The following is a 13945-nucleotide window of genomic DNA, read 5'->3' as shown; positions in this document are numbered from 1 at the left end:
TTCACTGCCACGGTGCGGCCCAGGCGGGTGTCATGCGCGAGGTAGACCTCCGCCATGCCACCACGGCCGAGCACCTGGCCCAGCTCGTACCGGCCACTCTGGCGACGCAGCTCTTCCACAGCGAGTCCCCTGCCTCTTCCTTTTCCGGGGCCTTTCGGAGCCCGAACCTTCCGACACGGCCCTGCGCCGGCGGCTCGACGTGCGGTGATCGCAATGGCGATTGCGCGATCTTAGCCTTGGATCCACCCGCTCAGCTCGCCCTGATGAGCAGGCAGAGTTGCCCGGGTCACGAGACACGGGGGCAAACGGTTGGCGATGTGCAGTCAAGGATCGCTTCCGGTCAACTTGCCCCTCTCTGGGCTATCGCCACTGGGAGCCGCCGACCGTAACCGCGCGTCGAAGAGGCGAGGGCTTCGGCGTCCGGCCGTCAGGCGGCGATGACGCGAAACCGGCACGCAGCCACAGCCACCCTCCGGTCGTTACGCCAATCCCTCACCGGCGGTTGTGTTCTCGGCCAGTTTGTGGCGCAGACGCGAAAGGCCGATGGCGAGGACGGCGAGGAGGAGCAGCCCCTGAAGGTAGGGCATGGCCCGATAACCGGTCTGTACCACTACACCGTTGAGCCAGTCCGGGTGTAGGGGGTAGGGCAACCCGGGGTCGAACGGCAGGGTCATGCAGGTGGTGTGCGCGAGTAGTACGGGGTCGAACCACGAGCGGGGCAGCATCGCCACGAGGAGCCAGGCGATGGCGTCGTACCAGGGGCGGACGTAACCGGTGCCCAGGAGGTAGCCGGCCGCGAGGGCGAGAGCCGGGCGGGCCGTCATCTGGACGATGTCGCTCTCGTCGACGGGGGGCAGCGCCACGAGCAGCAGAGCGGCGATCCCGGCGACCGCCATGACCTCGACAAGGGGCACGAGGTGCCCCGCCGCACTGCCGAACACAGGCCTCAGCAGATTCCGCTGCAGCAGCGGCCACGGCGAGCCGACCACCGGTTGATCGCTGACGGCCGCCGCATTGCGGACAGCCCGTGGCACGAGGCCGTAGGCGACCGCCAGCAGCAGGCCACTCGCCGATGCGGCGACGGCCAGGCGGCGCCAGTCATGGCGCAGGTGCCACGCGAAGGGCAGCGCGAAGATCCCGAGTGTGAGCTTGACCGCGGTCGTCGCCGCCAGCGCGAGCCCCGCGGTGAGGCCTGAACGGCGCAGCGCCCAGAAGGCCACGACCACGCCGAGCGCGCCGAGTCCATCGATGTGCGGCCCTACGACGAGGTTCCACAGCAGGACCGGGTTGAGTGTCCACAGCAGTTGCGAGCGCACCCGGCGCCGCGGATCTGGTCCGGCCAGGCGCAGCAACAGGGCCCCGGTGGCGATGAACGAGGCTCCGTTGAGCAGGGAGAGCATCCACACGGTGGTCAGCATCGATGTGCCGCCGATCACCGAGGCGAGCCATTCAGTCATGGTGGCCAGCGGTCCGTAGACCGACGGGTTGTGCAGCCAAGGCTCTGCGATCGAGAGTTGCCCGATCGGGTCGCCGGTCTGCGCCAGCCCGAAGGGCGTCACCCGGTACGGGTCGAGGCCGAGGGCGGCGATGCGGCCGTACGCGGCGTAGTTGAGCGGATCCGTGGTCCCCATGGGCGGCACGCACACCAGAGCGACGGTCCCGACCGCGCCGAGGGTGAGCAGGGCGTGGGGGCGTGGTGACCATCCGCGGCGTGTCGCGGCGAGCCCGGCTGCCACGGCGGCGGTGCCGAGCAGGAGCACCATGGCGACGAGCACCCAGATGGACAGGTCCGAGGGGTGGGCGTTCCAGAACCACGGCGGGAGTTTCCTGGCGGAGCCAAATACCGGCTCGACAGACGATGGCCCGAGCAGCCCCAAATAGACCATGAGGAACACGCAGACCGAACATGCCGCGAGCGCACCCTTGCCGAGAGCCCCACCTCTGTCACGGCCGATCCGGCGTGGCGCGATCGTAGGGGGCTCGGTATGCCCCTCCGAGGTCGCGGATGACAAGAGATCGCCTGACACGCCTAAGACCTCGACCTTCGTTAAATGTGGGCTCGAGGGAAAACCGGCCGCTGGTGACGGCAGATTTCCGGAACTTGGACTGAACATACGACAAGTGATCGCCAGACGTGGCACGACAGCATGAACTTGCGGTTACTCATTTGTGTACGGCGTTCGAGTTGTGTTCGTGCCCCACGGCCTGAAGCCCGCCACCGTCACTTACGTCGTCAGGTGCTCCATCCAGGTCGGCACCACCGCGTCCGGGCGCCCCGACTTCCCCCACATCTGTGCGGCGTACACCCACGCCTCGTCATGGGCCGCGGTGTTCACCGTGCGCGGCGATCACCAGGGCGCACCCCTGGCGGTGACCGTCGACCCCGACCCCGAGCGGCACGATCCCTCCGGCAGCGGGACGCCCAGGGTAGGACGGACCACGTGATCCCTACGCCCGGACAACCGTAGGGCCTCGAGTGATTCCCGCAGGGCGGTGTCCATCACGCTCATCACGCAACAGCAGTGTGGAAGGCCCGGAGTGCGGGCGCGCTGTCGTGGACGCCATGCACGCTCGTCACCAAGGACAGGACGATGTCTTTCCTGGTTCAATTCACGAACTGAACCGCCCCGGGTTCGGTAGAGATCTCAGATTGTGGTTGTGACCTGGGGCTTCGTGAGTTCCGTGTAGAAGCAGATCCTTGCCCACGAGGCCATCAGGCTCAGGCCCATTGTGGGCACTGCTGCGCGCGGTGCCGCCGCTGCGGCGGTCTTCAACGAGGCCGTGAGACGTCTCTGGCTGGCACGGTCGCGTGGCCTGATGACGTCCGGTAGTCCTCGATGGTCATGGAGTTGTAGAGGCGTGCGCTCTTGGTGGTGAGGCGGAGGAGAGTGCGGCTGGGGCCTGCGGGAAGGGCGGAGATCAGGCGGGCGCCCTGGGCCAGTCCCCGCACGCCGAGGCGGGACGTGGGGATCAGGGTCTTCGCCGCGCTCAGCGCGACCGCGCGGCTGCCGTGCACGTGCTCCGCCATCGCGTGCTCGTAGGCGGGGAAGGCGCGCTCGTGGTCTCCGCCCGCGCGCGCCAGTTCTCCGGCGAGGACGTATGCGCCGACGACGGCCAGGGTGGTGCTGCCGCCGACAGCCGGACCGGGGCAATAGCCTGCGTCGCCGACGAGTGTCACCCTCCCCTGCGACCAGGTGTCCATGCGGAGCTGGGTGATCGAGTCGAAGTAGAACGCCGGGGTGCGGTCGAGCTCGTCCAGCCAGCGGTCCACGTGGGTGTGCATGCCCGCGAACGCACAGCGCAGCAGCTCCTTCTGCCGGGGCACGTCGTGGTGGTGGTAGTCGAGTTCGCGCTCGCGGCGGAACAGGAACAACGCCCGTGCGTCGCCGAGGTGCCGCGCGCCGTACATGCCGGCAGTGCGGCCGACGCCGACGTGGATGAGAAGTTCGCCGTCGAGGTCGGAGATGTTCGGCAGGGTCAGCACCCCGAGGTAGGCCCCGATGAAGGTGCTGAAGCGGGACTCGTCGCCGAAGACGTGGCGGCGCACGTTGGAGTGCAGCCCGTCCGCGCCGACGACGAGGTCGAAGCGGCGCGGCGCGGCCTCTTCGAACCGCACCTCGCCGTCGGGCGAGATCGCGGTGATTGAGTCGCCGAAGATGTACTCGACGTCGTCGCGTGTGGCGTCATAGTAGATCTCGCTCAGGTCGTCGCGCATGATCTCGACGTGCCGGTCGGAGGTGGCGCTGAAGATCTTGGAGAGGTCCGCCCGGACGGGACGCCGTGCGCCCTCCCGGTAGACGGTCATTCGGTTGGTGCCGGTGGCCCGCTCCTCGATACGCGGGAGCACGCCCATCTTCTCCGAGATGTTCATCGCGGGCCGGAAGAGGTCGACCGCGTGGCCGCCGGTCTTGCGCAGCGCCGGGGCCCGCTCAACGACGGTGACGGAGAAGCCGTGCCTGGTGAGCCAGTAGGCCAGCACCGGACCGGCGACGCTGGCGCCGGAGACGAGAATCTGCATGGCACCCCTCGTTTTCATTCAGTCCACCCGTACGGCGTGGATCGCGGTGAAGGCCAGCAGGAGGGCGGCGGTCCGCGGGGGATCCTCGAGTATGGGTGAGTGCCCGAGACCGGAGAGCAGCTCGACCTTTGCGCCCGGAACGGCGCGGTAGTCGGAGGCGGATGAGGACCGCCATCTGCGGTCGTCCTCGCCGAAGATCACCAGTAGCGGCTTGCCCAGAACCGTCAGCCGATCCGGCAGCGCCCGCTGATCCAGGTAGTCGCGGGTGGCCCGCATCGTCGTGGTGAGCGAGTGGTACGTCATACCGCGCACGTCGTCCAGGAGCTCTTCCGGGATCTGATAGCCCGCGCGGCTGAAACCCGTGCTCGCGAACTGCTGGAGCTGCTCGTCGGTCGGCGGCCACTGCGAGGGGCCGATGGCGGCGGACTGCGGTGCGATGAAGGCGTCCAGGCTCGGTCCGGTGTTGACGAGCGCGAGCGCGGTCACCAGGTCGGGCCGCTGTTCGGCGAGGGCGGTGGCGACCACGCCGCCGCTGGAATGACCGACGACCACGGCGTGCTCGACGCCGAGCCGGTCCAGTGCCACGCCGGCCCGGCGTGCCTGGTCCGGGATCGCGTAGCTGCGGTCGGCGGGTTTGGCCGACCGGCCGTGCCCGAGAAGGTCGATCCGGATGACGTGGTGAGACCCCGTCAGCAGCGCAACTATCGGGTTCCACGAGCGGGTCGAGGATGCGGACCCGTGGATGTGCAGGAGTGCGGGGGCGTCTCGGGGGCCGTCCTGGCACACATGGATGTCGCCGTCGTCCAGCGACAGGGTCCAACTCTCGTTGGCCTCGGTGCCGCCGTTCACGTACGGACCGCCGTCAGAAACAGTCATGAGCCCACTGTCTACGCGGTACCCGCCGACGGATTGGACGAATGTTCCCTCAGCCGGCCCACATAGCATGGGACGGTGCGGACTTTCATGCACGGTGCGGCTGTGTGGGACGTCGCATGCCCGCAGCGGCCCAGCCGGGTTGCGGGTGTCACCATGGCCGGGTTCCGTGTCCGTGAACTGGACGCGCTCCGGATGGTCCCGCACCCGGCCGTGACGCTGCTCCTGGAGTTCGGTGCCGGTTCGCCCGTCGTCGACTGGGCCGCAGGGCAACAGCAGCGGGGAAGCGTCGTCGCCGGGCCCGGGCTCGGGTCCGGCGGCGCGGTCCGGGCGCGGGGAGAGAACGTCGAGTGCGTGCAGGTGCGCCTGTCCCCGGTGATCGCACGCGCGGTTCTGGGCGCCTCCCCCGCCGACCTCGACGGCGCCGTCGTGTCGCTGGGCGACCTGTGGGGCCGGGAGGCGTCACGGATCCGCGAGCAACTCGGCGACATCTCGTCGTGGCAGGATCGCTTCGCGTTGACGGACGCGCTGCTCGCCCGCCGGCATGAGGCGGGGCCGCCGGTGGACCCGGAGGTGGCCTGGGCCTGGCACCGGATCGTCGGCAGCCGTGGCCTGACCCGGGTCGACGGACTGGCGGCCGAGGTCGGGTGGAGCCGTAAGCGGCTGTGGTCCCGGTTCCGGTCGCAGCTCGGCCTGCCGCCCAAACGCGCCGTGAAGCTGGTCCGTTTCGACCATGCCGCCCACCGCCTGGTCGCCGGTGAAGGCGCGGCCCACGTCGCGGCCGACACCGGCTACGCCGACCAGTCCCACCTGCACCGGGACGTCATGGCGTTCACCGGGACAACCCCCGCGACTGTGGCCGACGAGCCGTTTCTCGCCGTTGACGACATCGCATGGCCCAGCCGCGGAACAACCGCCATGCCACACGTCCCCGGGGAGCTCCGGCTCGGTCGCCGGCCGGAGGTGAGACAGCCACCGCTGTGAACGTCGTCGGCCACCGGACTCCTTCAGCTGTGGGTCGTGAAGCCCACCGTCACCGGCAGCACCTGGTAGAGCCGCAAGATCACCCGCGTTTGCGGCTGGTGACGATCCTGCTGGCTTGGACCGACCGGCAAATGGTGGGTGGGGCAGCCCAGGCGGGCTCGAACCCAAGGCAGGCACGAGCCTGAGTGATCATGGAGTTCCTGACGCTCGGTGATCACCCGGAGGGCTCGTGCCTGCGGTCCCAGCATGCCGGCGACGGGTTCCAGACCGGACCGTCTTCGAGTACGTCGTGCTCGCGCTGGTCCACGGCTCCGGCTATGCGTCGTGGACTTCCACCTCTACCTCGCCGCCACTCTCGTCAGGCTCCGCATGCTCATCCGACGCTCGACGCGCTGCTACCGCTGGGACGGCCGCCCCACCACCCGACGCCTCAAGTGATTCATCTGCCGGTCGGCCTCAGCCCCAGTCCTGCAGCTGCTGGAGCAGGTCGGCGTCGCCCTCGATCCGCAGCGAGCCGGCCGGGATGCGCATGTACATGAGCAGGGCCATCTCGCTTGCCGTGCCGTAGATGGCGGCGGTGGGCTTGCTCTCGGCGGCCTCCGCCGCGGTGAGGCGGGTGAAGCGGGAACCGGCGGCGTCCACTGTCTGGCGCCAGGAGCCGGCCTCGGCTGCGTGGTAGTCCATGGTGGCGGGCTCGCCCGGCCACGGGACTGTGCCGGTGCAGACGGTGGCGAGGAACTCCTCGATGGCGTCGACCGCCTCGGTCGTCGGCAGCTCCTGCGGGGTACCGGAGGCCAGCTGGGCGTCGTAGGTGTGGATCAGCGATTCCGGGACGCGGCGGCGGGCCACGGCGGCCACCGTGTGCGGCGAGGCCAGCGGCTCCCACCAGGCCCAGCAGCCCCGGTCCGGGCCAGCCTCGCGCAGAGCAGTGAGCAGCTGCTCCGTCGAGTCGGCCAGCCAGGTTATGAGGGCCTCGCGCTCCCTGGGCGCCGCCAGGCCGTCCTTGCTCGGCCGCTCGTCGCCCGGCGCGGTGTTCAGCACGATGTAGGCCCAGAAGCGGTCCCCCTCACTGAGGTGGTTCGCCAGGTCGTACAGCGTCCAGCCCGGGCAGGACGGGACGTCGGCGTCGAGGCTGGGGGCCGCGGCGACGGCGGCGCGGAACGCGGCGGAACGCTCGTCAATCATCCGCAGCAGGGTGGGGAAGTAGAGATGATCAGTCACGCGGACCTTGTATCACCCGGACCGGGACTCTCGCGCTCGATTGAGACCGACCGGCAGATGGATCACTTGAGGCGCCGGGTGGTGGGGCGGCCGTCCCAGCGGTAGCGGCTCGTCGAGCGTCGGATGAGCATGCGGGGCGTGACGAGAATCGCGGCGAGGTGGAGGTAGAACTCGACGACCGCGCCGTTCCTCTCGGCGCAGCGCCGGAGCTGGGACTGCGGCACGGCAGGGATAGGCGCTATCACTCAGCGGGCTTGCTGGAGGTGCCTAGCTCCTTCACGACCAGGCCGCGGCTGATCTGCACGGCCCAGAAACCCACGCAGGCACCACCCGTTCACCTTCGGGTGGTGCCTGCCGCGCGCTGCTGTCGAGACTCAGGCCTTGTTGACCTTGGCCGCGCGTCCCGGTCCTTGGATCTGGAACGAGACGGTGTCCCCGGGATGGATCTCGTCGGGGTCGATCACGAGGTCGTCTACCGTGAAGTACAGCACGGGACCACCTTGGTCGTTCTTGATGCTTCCCTCGCCCGGGTCCGCGTTCCACTCATGGATCTTGCCTTGGTCCATGGCTGTGTCTCCTTGGCTTGATGGGGGGGGCGAGCTCCGGTCGCATGCCGGGCTCGCTCCCAGCGAACGCGAACCCGCGTGCGTCAGCGACCGCTGTGCGTCGAACAGGTGACGACGCCGTGTCAGCCCACCGACGGGCGTTCAGCGCTCCCATACCTCCGGGCCGCCACCGTGCCACTCGATCAGCGGCGAGTTCACCAGGTCCACCACGTCCAACCCCTCCAGGCCGGCACGCTCCAGGAACACGCTCAGGTCATGCAGGCTGTATGCGGTTCCCAGCGTCTCGCTGCCGACCTGGATGCGACGGCCGCCACCCTCTCCGGGCGGGAACACGATCACGCGACGCTCAGCCATAGCCTCAGCCTCGCCCAACGGTAGGTGAGGCGCATTCGGGGGACGGCTGTCAGGGGCGGCGGTTGCCCCACGGGGGTCGCGTTGTCGTCGTGGTGTCTTGTGGCCGAGCTACACCAGCCGGTGTAGCGTCGTAATCAGCAGTCGTGGTTCCGAAGTCCCGTTCGCCCGTGATCGCATCGCGGGCGTTTTTGCTGTTCAACGCCTCTCCGGACCAGGGCGATCACCTCCGGGACCCGCACGGTGCGGGACCCGATACGAGTTCCCTCGAAGGAGACAGGCACATGGCCAAGGGCACTGTGAAGTGGTTCAACGCGGAAAAGGGCTTCGGCTTCATCGAGCAGGAGGGTGGCGGCCCCGACGTCTTCGCCCACTACTCGAACATCGTCGCCCAGGGCTTCCGCGAGCTGCAGGAGGGCCAGAAGGTCGAGTTCGATGTTACGCAGGGCCAGAAGGGCCCGCAGGCGGAGAACATCCGCCCCCTGTAACGACACACGCAAGAGAGGCCCCAGCTGGTGGGTACATCCCGGCTGGGGCTTCTTCGTTCCCGTCCGCCGGTTGCGCCTGCCGGGGCCGCCCTACCTGTCAGCCCTCGCTCGGGACGATGAAGCCCCTCGCTGGCCTGGGCTCTTCCGGGTCACGCGAGTCCGGCTGCTGCGTGCGCTTCCACGCAGCGACCAGATCCGCGTGCCGCGGGTCGATCCACTCGGGCATGCGGCCTCCCTTCGTGCCCCCGCAGCCCAGGCATTGATGTTGCTGTGTGGTCGTCCCCGACGGGGGCGGGGACGACCACGTCTCCAGCGGACGACCTCGCGCCTGATCCGCCGTCGGGGAGGCCGCTGGAGTCCTACCCGCCCCCGACGCGATCGGCGTGCGTCGGGAGCGGGAGCCCTTTTCAGCGTTGTCTCGGCGCCGTCTGCTGGGGAGCGCGTCGGCAAGTCCGCGCATGCACGACGATGACAGAGCCAACAGCAGTCGCCCCGACGTTGTGGATCTCCTCGGTCTCTTCGTCGGGCCGGATCGTCTCGGTGCATCCTGCGCAGTTCATTCACGGTGAGTGAGTAGCAAGTAGGCGATCTCTCGGACGAGTCGGTTGGTACGTCCTTGACCTCAAGTCCAGTTGAGTTTCTACGGTCGATCTCGTCGAACTGACTCAGACAACGGCAGGGATCCCGGCATTGGAGTACTCGCACAGCGACACCGGCCTGATCAAGCAGCCCATCGGCTATTGGAGTTGGGCGGCACCACCGCGACCGGCCCGGCTCCCCGCCGCTGCGTGACCAGCTGCTGGAAGATCATTGGTCCTACATGGACCGGTACGCGAAGGAGATGATCGCCCGGGGCCCAACCCTCGCCGACGACGGCGACACACCCACCGGAAGCGTGCACATCGTCGGCCTGCCCGATCCCGCCGCTGCCCACACTTTCGCCTTCGAAGAGCCGAACTACCAGGTCGGCGCCTACCGGGACGTGCTGCTGCGACGGTGGCACAACACGCTGGGGCGCACCATGTGGGACTTCCCCGGCGGCCGGACCGGCGGCAACCGGTATCTGGTGCTCGGCCTCGGCACAGGGCAGGCCGCCGACCTCGCGGTGCCGCCCGACCGGGACGAGCTGATCGCCTACGGGCCGCTGCTGTCCGACGACGGCACCACCTGGCTGGGCACGGCGGTGTTGCTCCGGGCGCCGGACCCGGAGACGGCACGCGCCATCCTGACGCCGGACCGGTACGCCGACATCGAGGTGCACAACTGGCAGTTCGGCGGGCGGCCCTCCTGATGGAGGACATCCAGTCCGATGTCACCGCGGAAGTCCGTCGGATCGCTCGGCAATCCCGTGTTTCACCCGAACCCGCGGATGGATCAGCCTGACGCATACTGGCGCACCCGTGGGTTCGCGCTGAGCAACTTTCAGTTTCCCCGAACCCACGGGGATCCCGGTCCCGTAGTCCTACCTCTGCCCCCAGCCGCAAAGTAGGGCTTCGGGGCCGAGTAGTTCCGGAGTGCGCATTGGCGCGTGCCTGGATGCCGCTGACGCGAAGCTCAATGCACTGTACATAGCCGTTGGGGCTGCTCACCCGAGGTTCCGGGTGGGCAGCCTCAACAGCCACGGGGTCAGTTTCCGGTCGGGTGGATCTGGGCGATGCCGGCAGTGGTGCCCTGGTAGAGGGTGCCGTCGGGGCCGGAGACGCCGGCGAGCTGGGTGGTGTCCCACGGCTGGCCGGTGCCCAGGGGCTGGGTGCTGACGGTCCGGCCGGTTGCGAAGCCGATGACGTTCAGGGCAAAGTTCTCGGTGGTGCCGGTGAGGGTGCGCTGGACGGTGTAGATGTTGCCGTCCTCGGTGGAGAGCTTCGGCAGGGCGGACGAGGGGACGGGGTTGGTCCACGCCTGGTCGCAGCCGGATTCGTCGGGGCGGATGTCGATGCGGGTCATGCCGCCGGGCAGCGGGACCGCCGGCTGGCCGGGGTGGTAGTTGTAGCCGTAGGTGTTGACGACGACCACGCTGTTGCCGAGGCCGATGGGGGCGTTCTCGGCCGCGCTCGCGCCGGGGCTGAAGAGCGGGTAGCTGCACAGCAGTTGGCTGCCGCCGGTGAGGGCGTCGAGACGGTAGACGAGCAGGTGCTCTTGGGAGTCGTTGTTGTCGGTGATGGCGAGGTAGCGGCTGCCGGCGGGGCCGAAGAAGGTGGGGGTCGTGCCGGTGCCCTGGCTGAGCCGGCCCGGCTTGATGAAGGTGCCGCGGTCGTACGTCTGGCGCGAGGTGGTGTAGGGCGTTCCGTCGGGCCGGGCGCGCATCAGATACAGGGCGTGGTCGGAGGGGACCGCGACGCCGACCGGTGAGGCGGAGATGGAGTTGGCCACCTGTTCCCCTGCCGGGAGGGTGGTGGCGTGGGTGGCGCCGCTGTAGGGGTTGATGGTGCCGACGACGCCGCCCGCGGTGCTGAACCAGATCAGGTCGCGAAAGTCCGGGGTGATGCTCTCGACGTAGTCGCAGGCGGGCGTGGAGCCGCAGTGCGCGGTCACCAGGGCGCTGACGTCCCAGTCGTCGGTGACGGTGAAGGACCAGTTGCCGGTGGTGTCCTGGGTGTGTGCGATGCGCAGGACGTGGTTGGCGCCGTCGCCGAGGACGGCGCGGTCCTGGTCGTCGAGGTACATGTAGAAGCCGCCGAGCGCCCCGCTGGGCGGCAGTGTCATGGTGGCGAGCGGGGCGAGGGTGGTCGGGTCCAGGAGGCTCAGTTCGCCTTGGCGGGTGGTGTGGTTGACGCAGTAGGCGATCACCTTGCCCTCGCGGTCGAGCAGGATGGTCGGGCAGATCGTCCCATTGGCAGTGAGGGTGGCCCGGATAGGGTCGGTGCCGGGGCCGGGCCGGGGTGCGGCGTCCGAGGAGTAGCTGTCGCTGTGCATGGCGCCGACGCCGGCGGGGGCCATGAACGGGTTGTTCGGGCCGAGTTCCGAGGTCAGTGCCGTGGGGGCCGCGGCCGCGCTGGCAGTGGTGGCGGCGCTGGCGACGGCCGCGCCGGGGATGACCGCGGTGGCGGTGGCGAGACCGGCGGCGCAGAGTCCGACGAGGGCGCGGCGGATCGGAGAGCGGCTCATGGCGGTGCCTTTCGGTGGGCGAGGACTTCCGGTGGGTGACGAGCCAGGTGACGTGAGGAGCAGGCCAGGCAGGAGCAGGCGGGGCAGGGCCGTGAGCCTCAGCGGGCGAAGCGCCGGAGGATCGGCAGGGCACCGACCTTGATGTCAGCGCCGACGGCGCGGCCGCGAAGCATGACTCCGGCGGTGCGGACGGTGATCATCGTCAGGACCATCAGCATGAAGGCGGTGCCGTAGGTGGCGGCCGGGACGTGGTGGGCGATGGAGAAGCCGGCGAGCTGGTGGGTGAACCAGTGGGTGGAGCCGTAGGCGAAGCCCATGCGCAGGGCCATGGCGAGCGTCCACAGGGCGGCGTACGGCCAGCCGGCGACGGTGACCAGGCGGTGGTCGCTCTCGTCGCGGCGGACCTTGATCAGCGCGATCGAGGCCAGCCCGAACAGCAGGCCCGCGCCGAGGCCGGCCGCTTCGAGCAGATGGGCGGTGCTGCCGGAAGGCATCGCCTTGAGGTAGTGGAAGCCGACGCCGCCGACGATCGCGACCGGCAGGAGCAGGCGCTTGGCGTCGGGGCGGCGGGTGCCGAGCTGGGTGACCAGGATCGCGACGAAAAGGCCGGTGTAGAGCAGGTAGTCGCTGACGCTCATGGTGTCCTCCGAGGCGGGCTGCTGTGGGGTCTTTCCGGGGCCGGTCGCCCTTACATCTCTAACGATGCATCTCGTATGATGGATCTGTCAAGATGTATTCGGATGGATGTATCACCAGGGATGTACCTTGAGGGGATGGAAATGAGCGACCTCTACCAACTCGGCCGCCGCCTGGCCGAAATCGCCCTGACCGACATGGGCGCCGACGAGCTCGACCTCGCCCCCGGCGAGTTCCTCGTCCTGCAGGATCTGACCCTGAATGGGCGCAGCAGCGTCTCGGACGTCACCAAGCGGACCGGCCTGGCCCAGAGCCGGGTCTCCACGGGCGTGCGCGCCCTCACGGCCCGTGGCTGGACGCGCACCGAGGCCGATCCCCACGACGGCCGCCGCACCCTGGTGGACCTCACCCCCGAGGTCCGCGCCGCCGCCGCCGAGCGCCGCGCCGCCCGCGCCGACGACTACCTCCGCACCACCCTCATCGCCGCGGGCGCGGACGCGGACGAACTCCCGTCGCTGACCGCCGGCCTGACCCGGCTGCACCAGCTCCTGGTCCGCGGCCAGTCCCCGCGCCGTTTCCCTGACCCAACCGGCTGAGCACCTTCCTTCCCCCGGCGAAGGCGGTAGCGCCGAGTCGGGGCTTGGGTGCCACTCTCTCTGGCGACGTGCTCCTCCCACGGGCCCCGGCCGCGGAGTAGCGGTCAGGGTGTCGCGGGCGCAGTGCCCTTGGGCTGCCGCGGCACGGTCTTCTCGCGGTCGAGATGCCCGTACACCGTGGGGCGCGGGACGCCGAACAGGTCGGCGATCTGCTGGACGGTCTTCTCGCGGGCGTCGTAGAGCTGCTGGGCGAGTGCGGCCTGGGCCTCGGTGAGCCTGGGCCGGCGCCCGCCGACCCGGCCGCGGGCCCGCGCGGCGGCGAGGCCATCCATCGTGTTGGCCACGATCAGCTCTCGCTGGCTCTCGGTGAGCACCGAGAGCATGCCGAACCTCGCGCGTCCCTCCACGGTGGCGGTGTCGATGCCCTGCTCGATGACGTGCAGGCCGATCCCGCGCTCGCGCAGGTTGGCGCCGAGGGTGACCAGGTGGAGGACGGAGCGGGAGGGCCGGTCGAGCCTGGTGATCTTCAGGGTGTCGCCGGACCGCAGCAGCTGCAGGACCAGGTCGAGCTTGCCCCGCCGACGTCGTCCCGGCCGGGGGGAGACCGGGGCGACGCCGGGGTTGTCGGTCATGCGCTGCAACCCCGCGCTCGATCGGTTGACCGCCAGGCGCAGGCGCTTGCCCGCCGGGGCCGGGATTCAACCAGGCACAGCACTCTTCCGGGTGCAATTGGGGCAGCAATACCAGCACAGGTCAAGGAGGAAATCTATTGCGACGACGGTAGACATTGGCCGTTCGCGGGGTTACCGTTTCTCTCGTACCCAGGAAGTCGAAGTGGGTACGGCAGACAGGAACTGCCGTACATGCAGGTCAAGCAGGACGCGACCCGAAGGGGTCGCGAGCAGTACCCGCGTTGCCCAGCAGTACAACCGAGTAACCGAAGGTAAGGAGCAGAGGCGCCATCAGGATCGCCCGGGCGAGGAAGCAGTCCGCCCGGGTACCGCAAGGCCCTGGATTGGAAGGTGGTCCCCGGTCACGCATCCGCGATCCCCGCAGCCCCGCCCTCCCAGGCGGACCTGCGGAAAAAGAAGGCCGGCGTAGTCGGCC

The 13945-nt window shown here is 69.3% G+C and carries 14 protein-coding genes and 2 pseudogenes; 6 read left to right on the top strand and 10 right to left on the bottom strand.

Features of this window, described 5'->3' with window-relative positions; all coding sequences use genetic code 11:
- Positions 1 to 479 precede the first annotated feature (479 nt).
- A complete protein-coding gene (locus ACWC2T_RS44625) occupies positions 480 to 1886 on the bottom strand; it encodes a glycosyltransferase 87 family protein (RefSeq protein WP_450676015.1) in 1407 nt (468 codons plus the stop codon).
- Positions 1887 to 2193: 307 nt separating this feature from the next.
- Between ACWC2T_RS44625 and ACWC2T_RS44620 the strand changes: the two genes are divergently transcribed.
- The gene (locus ACWC2T_RS44620) at positions 2194 to 2445 is read left to right on the top strand and encodes a hypothetical protein (protein ID WP_450676014.1); all 252 of its coding nucleotides are present in this window, start codon (positions 2194 to 2196) and stop codon (positions 2443 to 2445) included.
- 325 nt (positions 2446 to 2770) lie between these two features.
- Here the strand turns inward: ACWC2T_RS44620 and ACWC2T_RS44615 are convergent, their stop codons facing one another.
- Positions 2771 to 4018, bottom strand: coding sequence for an FAD-dependent monooxygenase (locus ACWC2T_RS44615; protein WP_450676013.1), 1248 nt, complete (start codon positions 4016 to 4018; stop codon positions 2771 to 2773).
- Between the two features lie 18 nt (positions 4019 to 4036).
- Entirely contained in the window at positions 4037 to 4894 is an 858-nt protein-coding gene (locus tag ACWC2T_RS44610) for an alpha/beta fold hydrolase (RefSeq protein WP_450676012.1), read from the bottom strand.
- A 75-nt stretch (positions 4895 to 4969) separates the two neighbouring features.
- Between ACWC2T_RS44610 and ACWC2T_RS44605 the strand changes: the two genes are divergently transcribed.
- Positions 4970 to 5875: a helix-turn-helix domain-containing protein gene (locus ACWC2T_RS44605; RefSeq protein WP_450676011.1), complete on the top strand. Its 906-nt coding sequence runs from the start codon at positions 4970 to 4972 to the stop codon at positions 5873 to 5875.
- Between the two features lie 306 nt (positions 5876 to 6181).
- Positions 6182 to 6313, top strand: a pseudogene (locus ACWC2T_RS44600) (IS5/IS1182 family transposase); the annotation flags it as partial.
- Between the two features lie 18 nt (positions 6314 to 6331).
- Here the strand turns inward: ACWC2T_RS44600 and ACWC2T_RS44595 are convergent.
- The 4 genes and pseudogenes from ACWC2T_RS44595 to ACWC2T_RS44580 form a co-directional block, all read right to left on the bottom strand.
- The gene (locus tag ACWC2T_RS44595; RefSeq protein WP_450676010.1) at positions 6332 to 7096 is read right to left on the bottom strand and encodes a maleylpyruvate isomerase family mycothiol-dependent enzyme; all 765 of its coding nucleotides are present in this window, start codon (positions 7094 to 7096) and stop codon (positions 6332 to 6334) included.
- A 62-nt stretch (positions 7097 to 7158) separates the two neighbouring features.
- Positions 7159 to 7308, bottom strand: a pseudogene (locus ACWC2T_RS44590) (IS5/IS1182 family transposase); the annotation flags it as partial.
- Positions 7309 to 7470: 162 nt separating this feature from the next.
- Positions 7471 to 7662 (bottom strand): hypothetical protein, encoded by a 192-nt coding sequence (locus ACWC2T_RS44585; RefSeq protein ID WP_067045490.1) that lies wholly within the window; start codon positions 7660 to 7662, stop codon positions 7471 to 7473.
- 141 nt (positions 7663 to 7803) lie between these two features.
- Entirely contained in the window at positions 7804 to 8016 is a 213-nt protein-coding gene (locus tag ACWC2T_RS44580; RefSeq protein WP_153546860.1) for a hypothetical protein, read from the bottom strand.
- 281 nt (positions 8017 to 8297) lie between these two features.
- Between ACWC2T_RS44580 and ACWC2T_RS44575 the strand changes: the two genes are divergently transcribed.
- On the top strand, positions 8298 to 8501 hold the full coding sequence (locus ACWC2T_RS44575; protein ID WP_067045496.1) for a cold-shock protein: 204 nt from the start codon (positions 8298 to 8300) through the stop codon (positions 8499 to 8501).
- Positions 8502 to 9240: 739 nt separating this feature from the next.
- Complete coding sequence (locus ACWC2T_RS44570) at positions 9241 to 9792, top strand: YciI family protein (RefSeq protein WP_450676016.1); 552 nt, start codon at positions 9241 to 9243, stop codon at positions 9790 to 9792.
- Between the two features lie 335 nt (positions 9793 to 10127).
- On the opposite strand, the gene ACWC2T_RS44565 is transcribed toward ACWC2T_RS44570, so the two are convergent.
- Together ACWC2T_RS44565 and ACWC2T_RS44560 are read right to left on the bottom strand one after the other, a co-directional pair.
- The gene (locus tag ACWC2T_RS44565; RefSeq protein ID WP_450676009.1) at positions 10128 to 11606 is read right to left on the bottom strand and encodes a hypothetical protein; all 1479 of its coding nucleotides are present in this window, start codon (positions 11604 to 11606) and stop codon (positions 10128 to 10130) included.
- Positions 11607 to 11704: 98 nt separating this feature from the next.
- Positions 11705 to 12244 carry a hypothetical protein gene (locus ACWC2T_RS44560; RefSeq protein ID WP_450676008.1) on the bottom strand — a complete coding sequence of 180 codons (540 nt, stop codon included), beginning with the start codon at positions 12242 to 12244 and terminating at the stop codon, positions 11705 to 11707.
- Between the two features lie 141 nt (positions 12245 to 12385).
- Here ACWC2T_RS44560 and ACWC2T_RS44555 point away from each other — a divergent pair, with 141 nt between their 5' ends.
- Positions 12386 to 12838 carry a MarR family winged helix-turn-helix transcriptional regulator gene (locus tag ACWC2T_RS44555; protein ID WP_450676007.1) on the top strand — a complete coding sequence of 151 codons (453 nt, stop codon included), beginning with the start codon at positions 12386 to 12388 and terminating at the stop codon, positions 12836 to 12838.
- A gap of 104 nt (positions 12839 to 12942) precedes the next feature.
- Here ACWC2T_RS44555 and ACWC2T_RS44550 read toward each other — a convergent pair whose 3' ends face one another.
- Entirely contained in the window at positions 12943 to 13470 is a 528-nt protein-coding gene (locus ACWC2T_RS44550; RefSeq protein WP_450676006.1) for a recombinase family protein, read from the bottom strand.
- Positions 13471 to 13945 lie beyond the last annotated feature (475 nt).

The sequence above is a fragment of the Streptomyces sp. NPDC001393 genome (assembly GCF_053597455.1).
Note: the sequence above shows the minus strand (reverse complement) of the source record. Positions and strands in the feature narration are given on the sequence as shown.

Bases quoted from the DNA above. Each gene is read 5' to 3' on its own strand.
- ACWC2T_RS44555 (WP_450676007.1), top strand. From the start codon at position 12,386: ATGAGCGACCTCTACCAACTCGGCCGCCGCCTGGCCGAAATCGCCCTG.
- ACWC2T_RS44615 (WP_450676013.1), bottom strand. From the start codon at position 4,018: ATGCAGATTCTCGTCTCCGGCGCCAGCGTCGCCGGTCCGGTGCTGGCC.
- ACWC2T_RS44610 (WP_450676012.1), bottom strand. From the start codon at position 4,894: ATGACTGTTTCTGACGGCGGTCCGTACGTGAACGGCGGCACCGAGGCC.
- ACWC2T_RS44560 (WP_450676008.1), bottom strand. From the start codon at position 12,244: ATGAGCGTCAGCGACTACCTGCTCTACACCGGCCTTTTCGTCGCGATC.
- ACWC2T_RS44565 (WP_450676009.1), bottom strand. From the start codon at position 11,606: ATGAGCCGCTCTCCGATCCGCCGCGCCCTCGTCGGACTCTGCGCCGCC.
- ACWC2T_RS44575 (WP_067045496.1), top strand. From the start codon at position 8,298: ATGGCCAAGGGCACTGTGAAGTGGTTCAACGCGGAAAAGGGCTTCGGC.
- ACWC2T_RS44580 (WP_153546860.1), bottom strand. From the start codon at position 8,016: ATGGCTGAGCGTCGCGTGATCGTGTTCCCGCCCGGAGAGGGTGGCGGC.
- ACWC2T_RS44585 (WP_067045490.1), bottom strand. From the start codon at position 7,662: ATGGACCAAGGCAAGATCCATGAGTGGAACGCGGACCCGGGCGAGGGA.
- ACWC2T_RS44550 (WP_450676006.1), bottom strand. From the start codon at position 13,470: ATGACCGACAACCCCGGCGTCGCCCCGGTCTCCCCCCGGCCGGGACGA.
- ACWC2T_RS44625 (WP_450676015.1), bottom strand. From the start codon at position 1,886: ATGGTCTATTTGGGGCTGCTCGGGCCATCGTCTGTCGAGCCGGTATTT.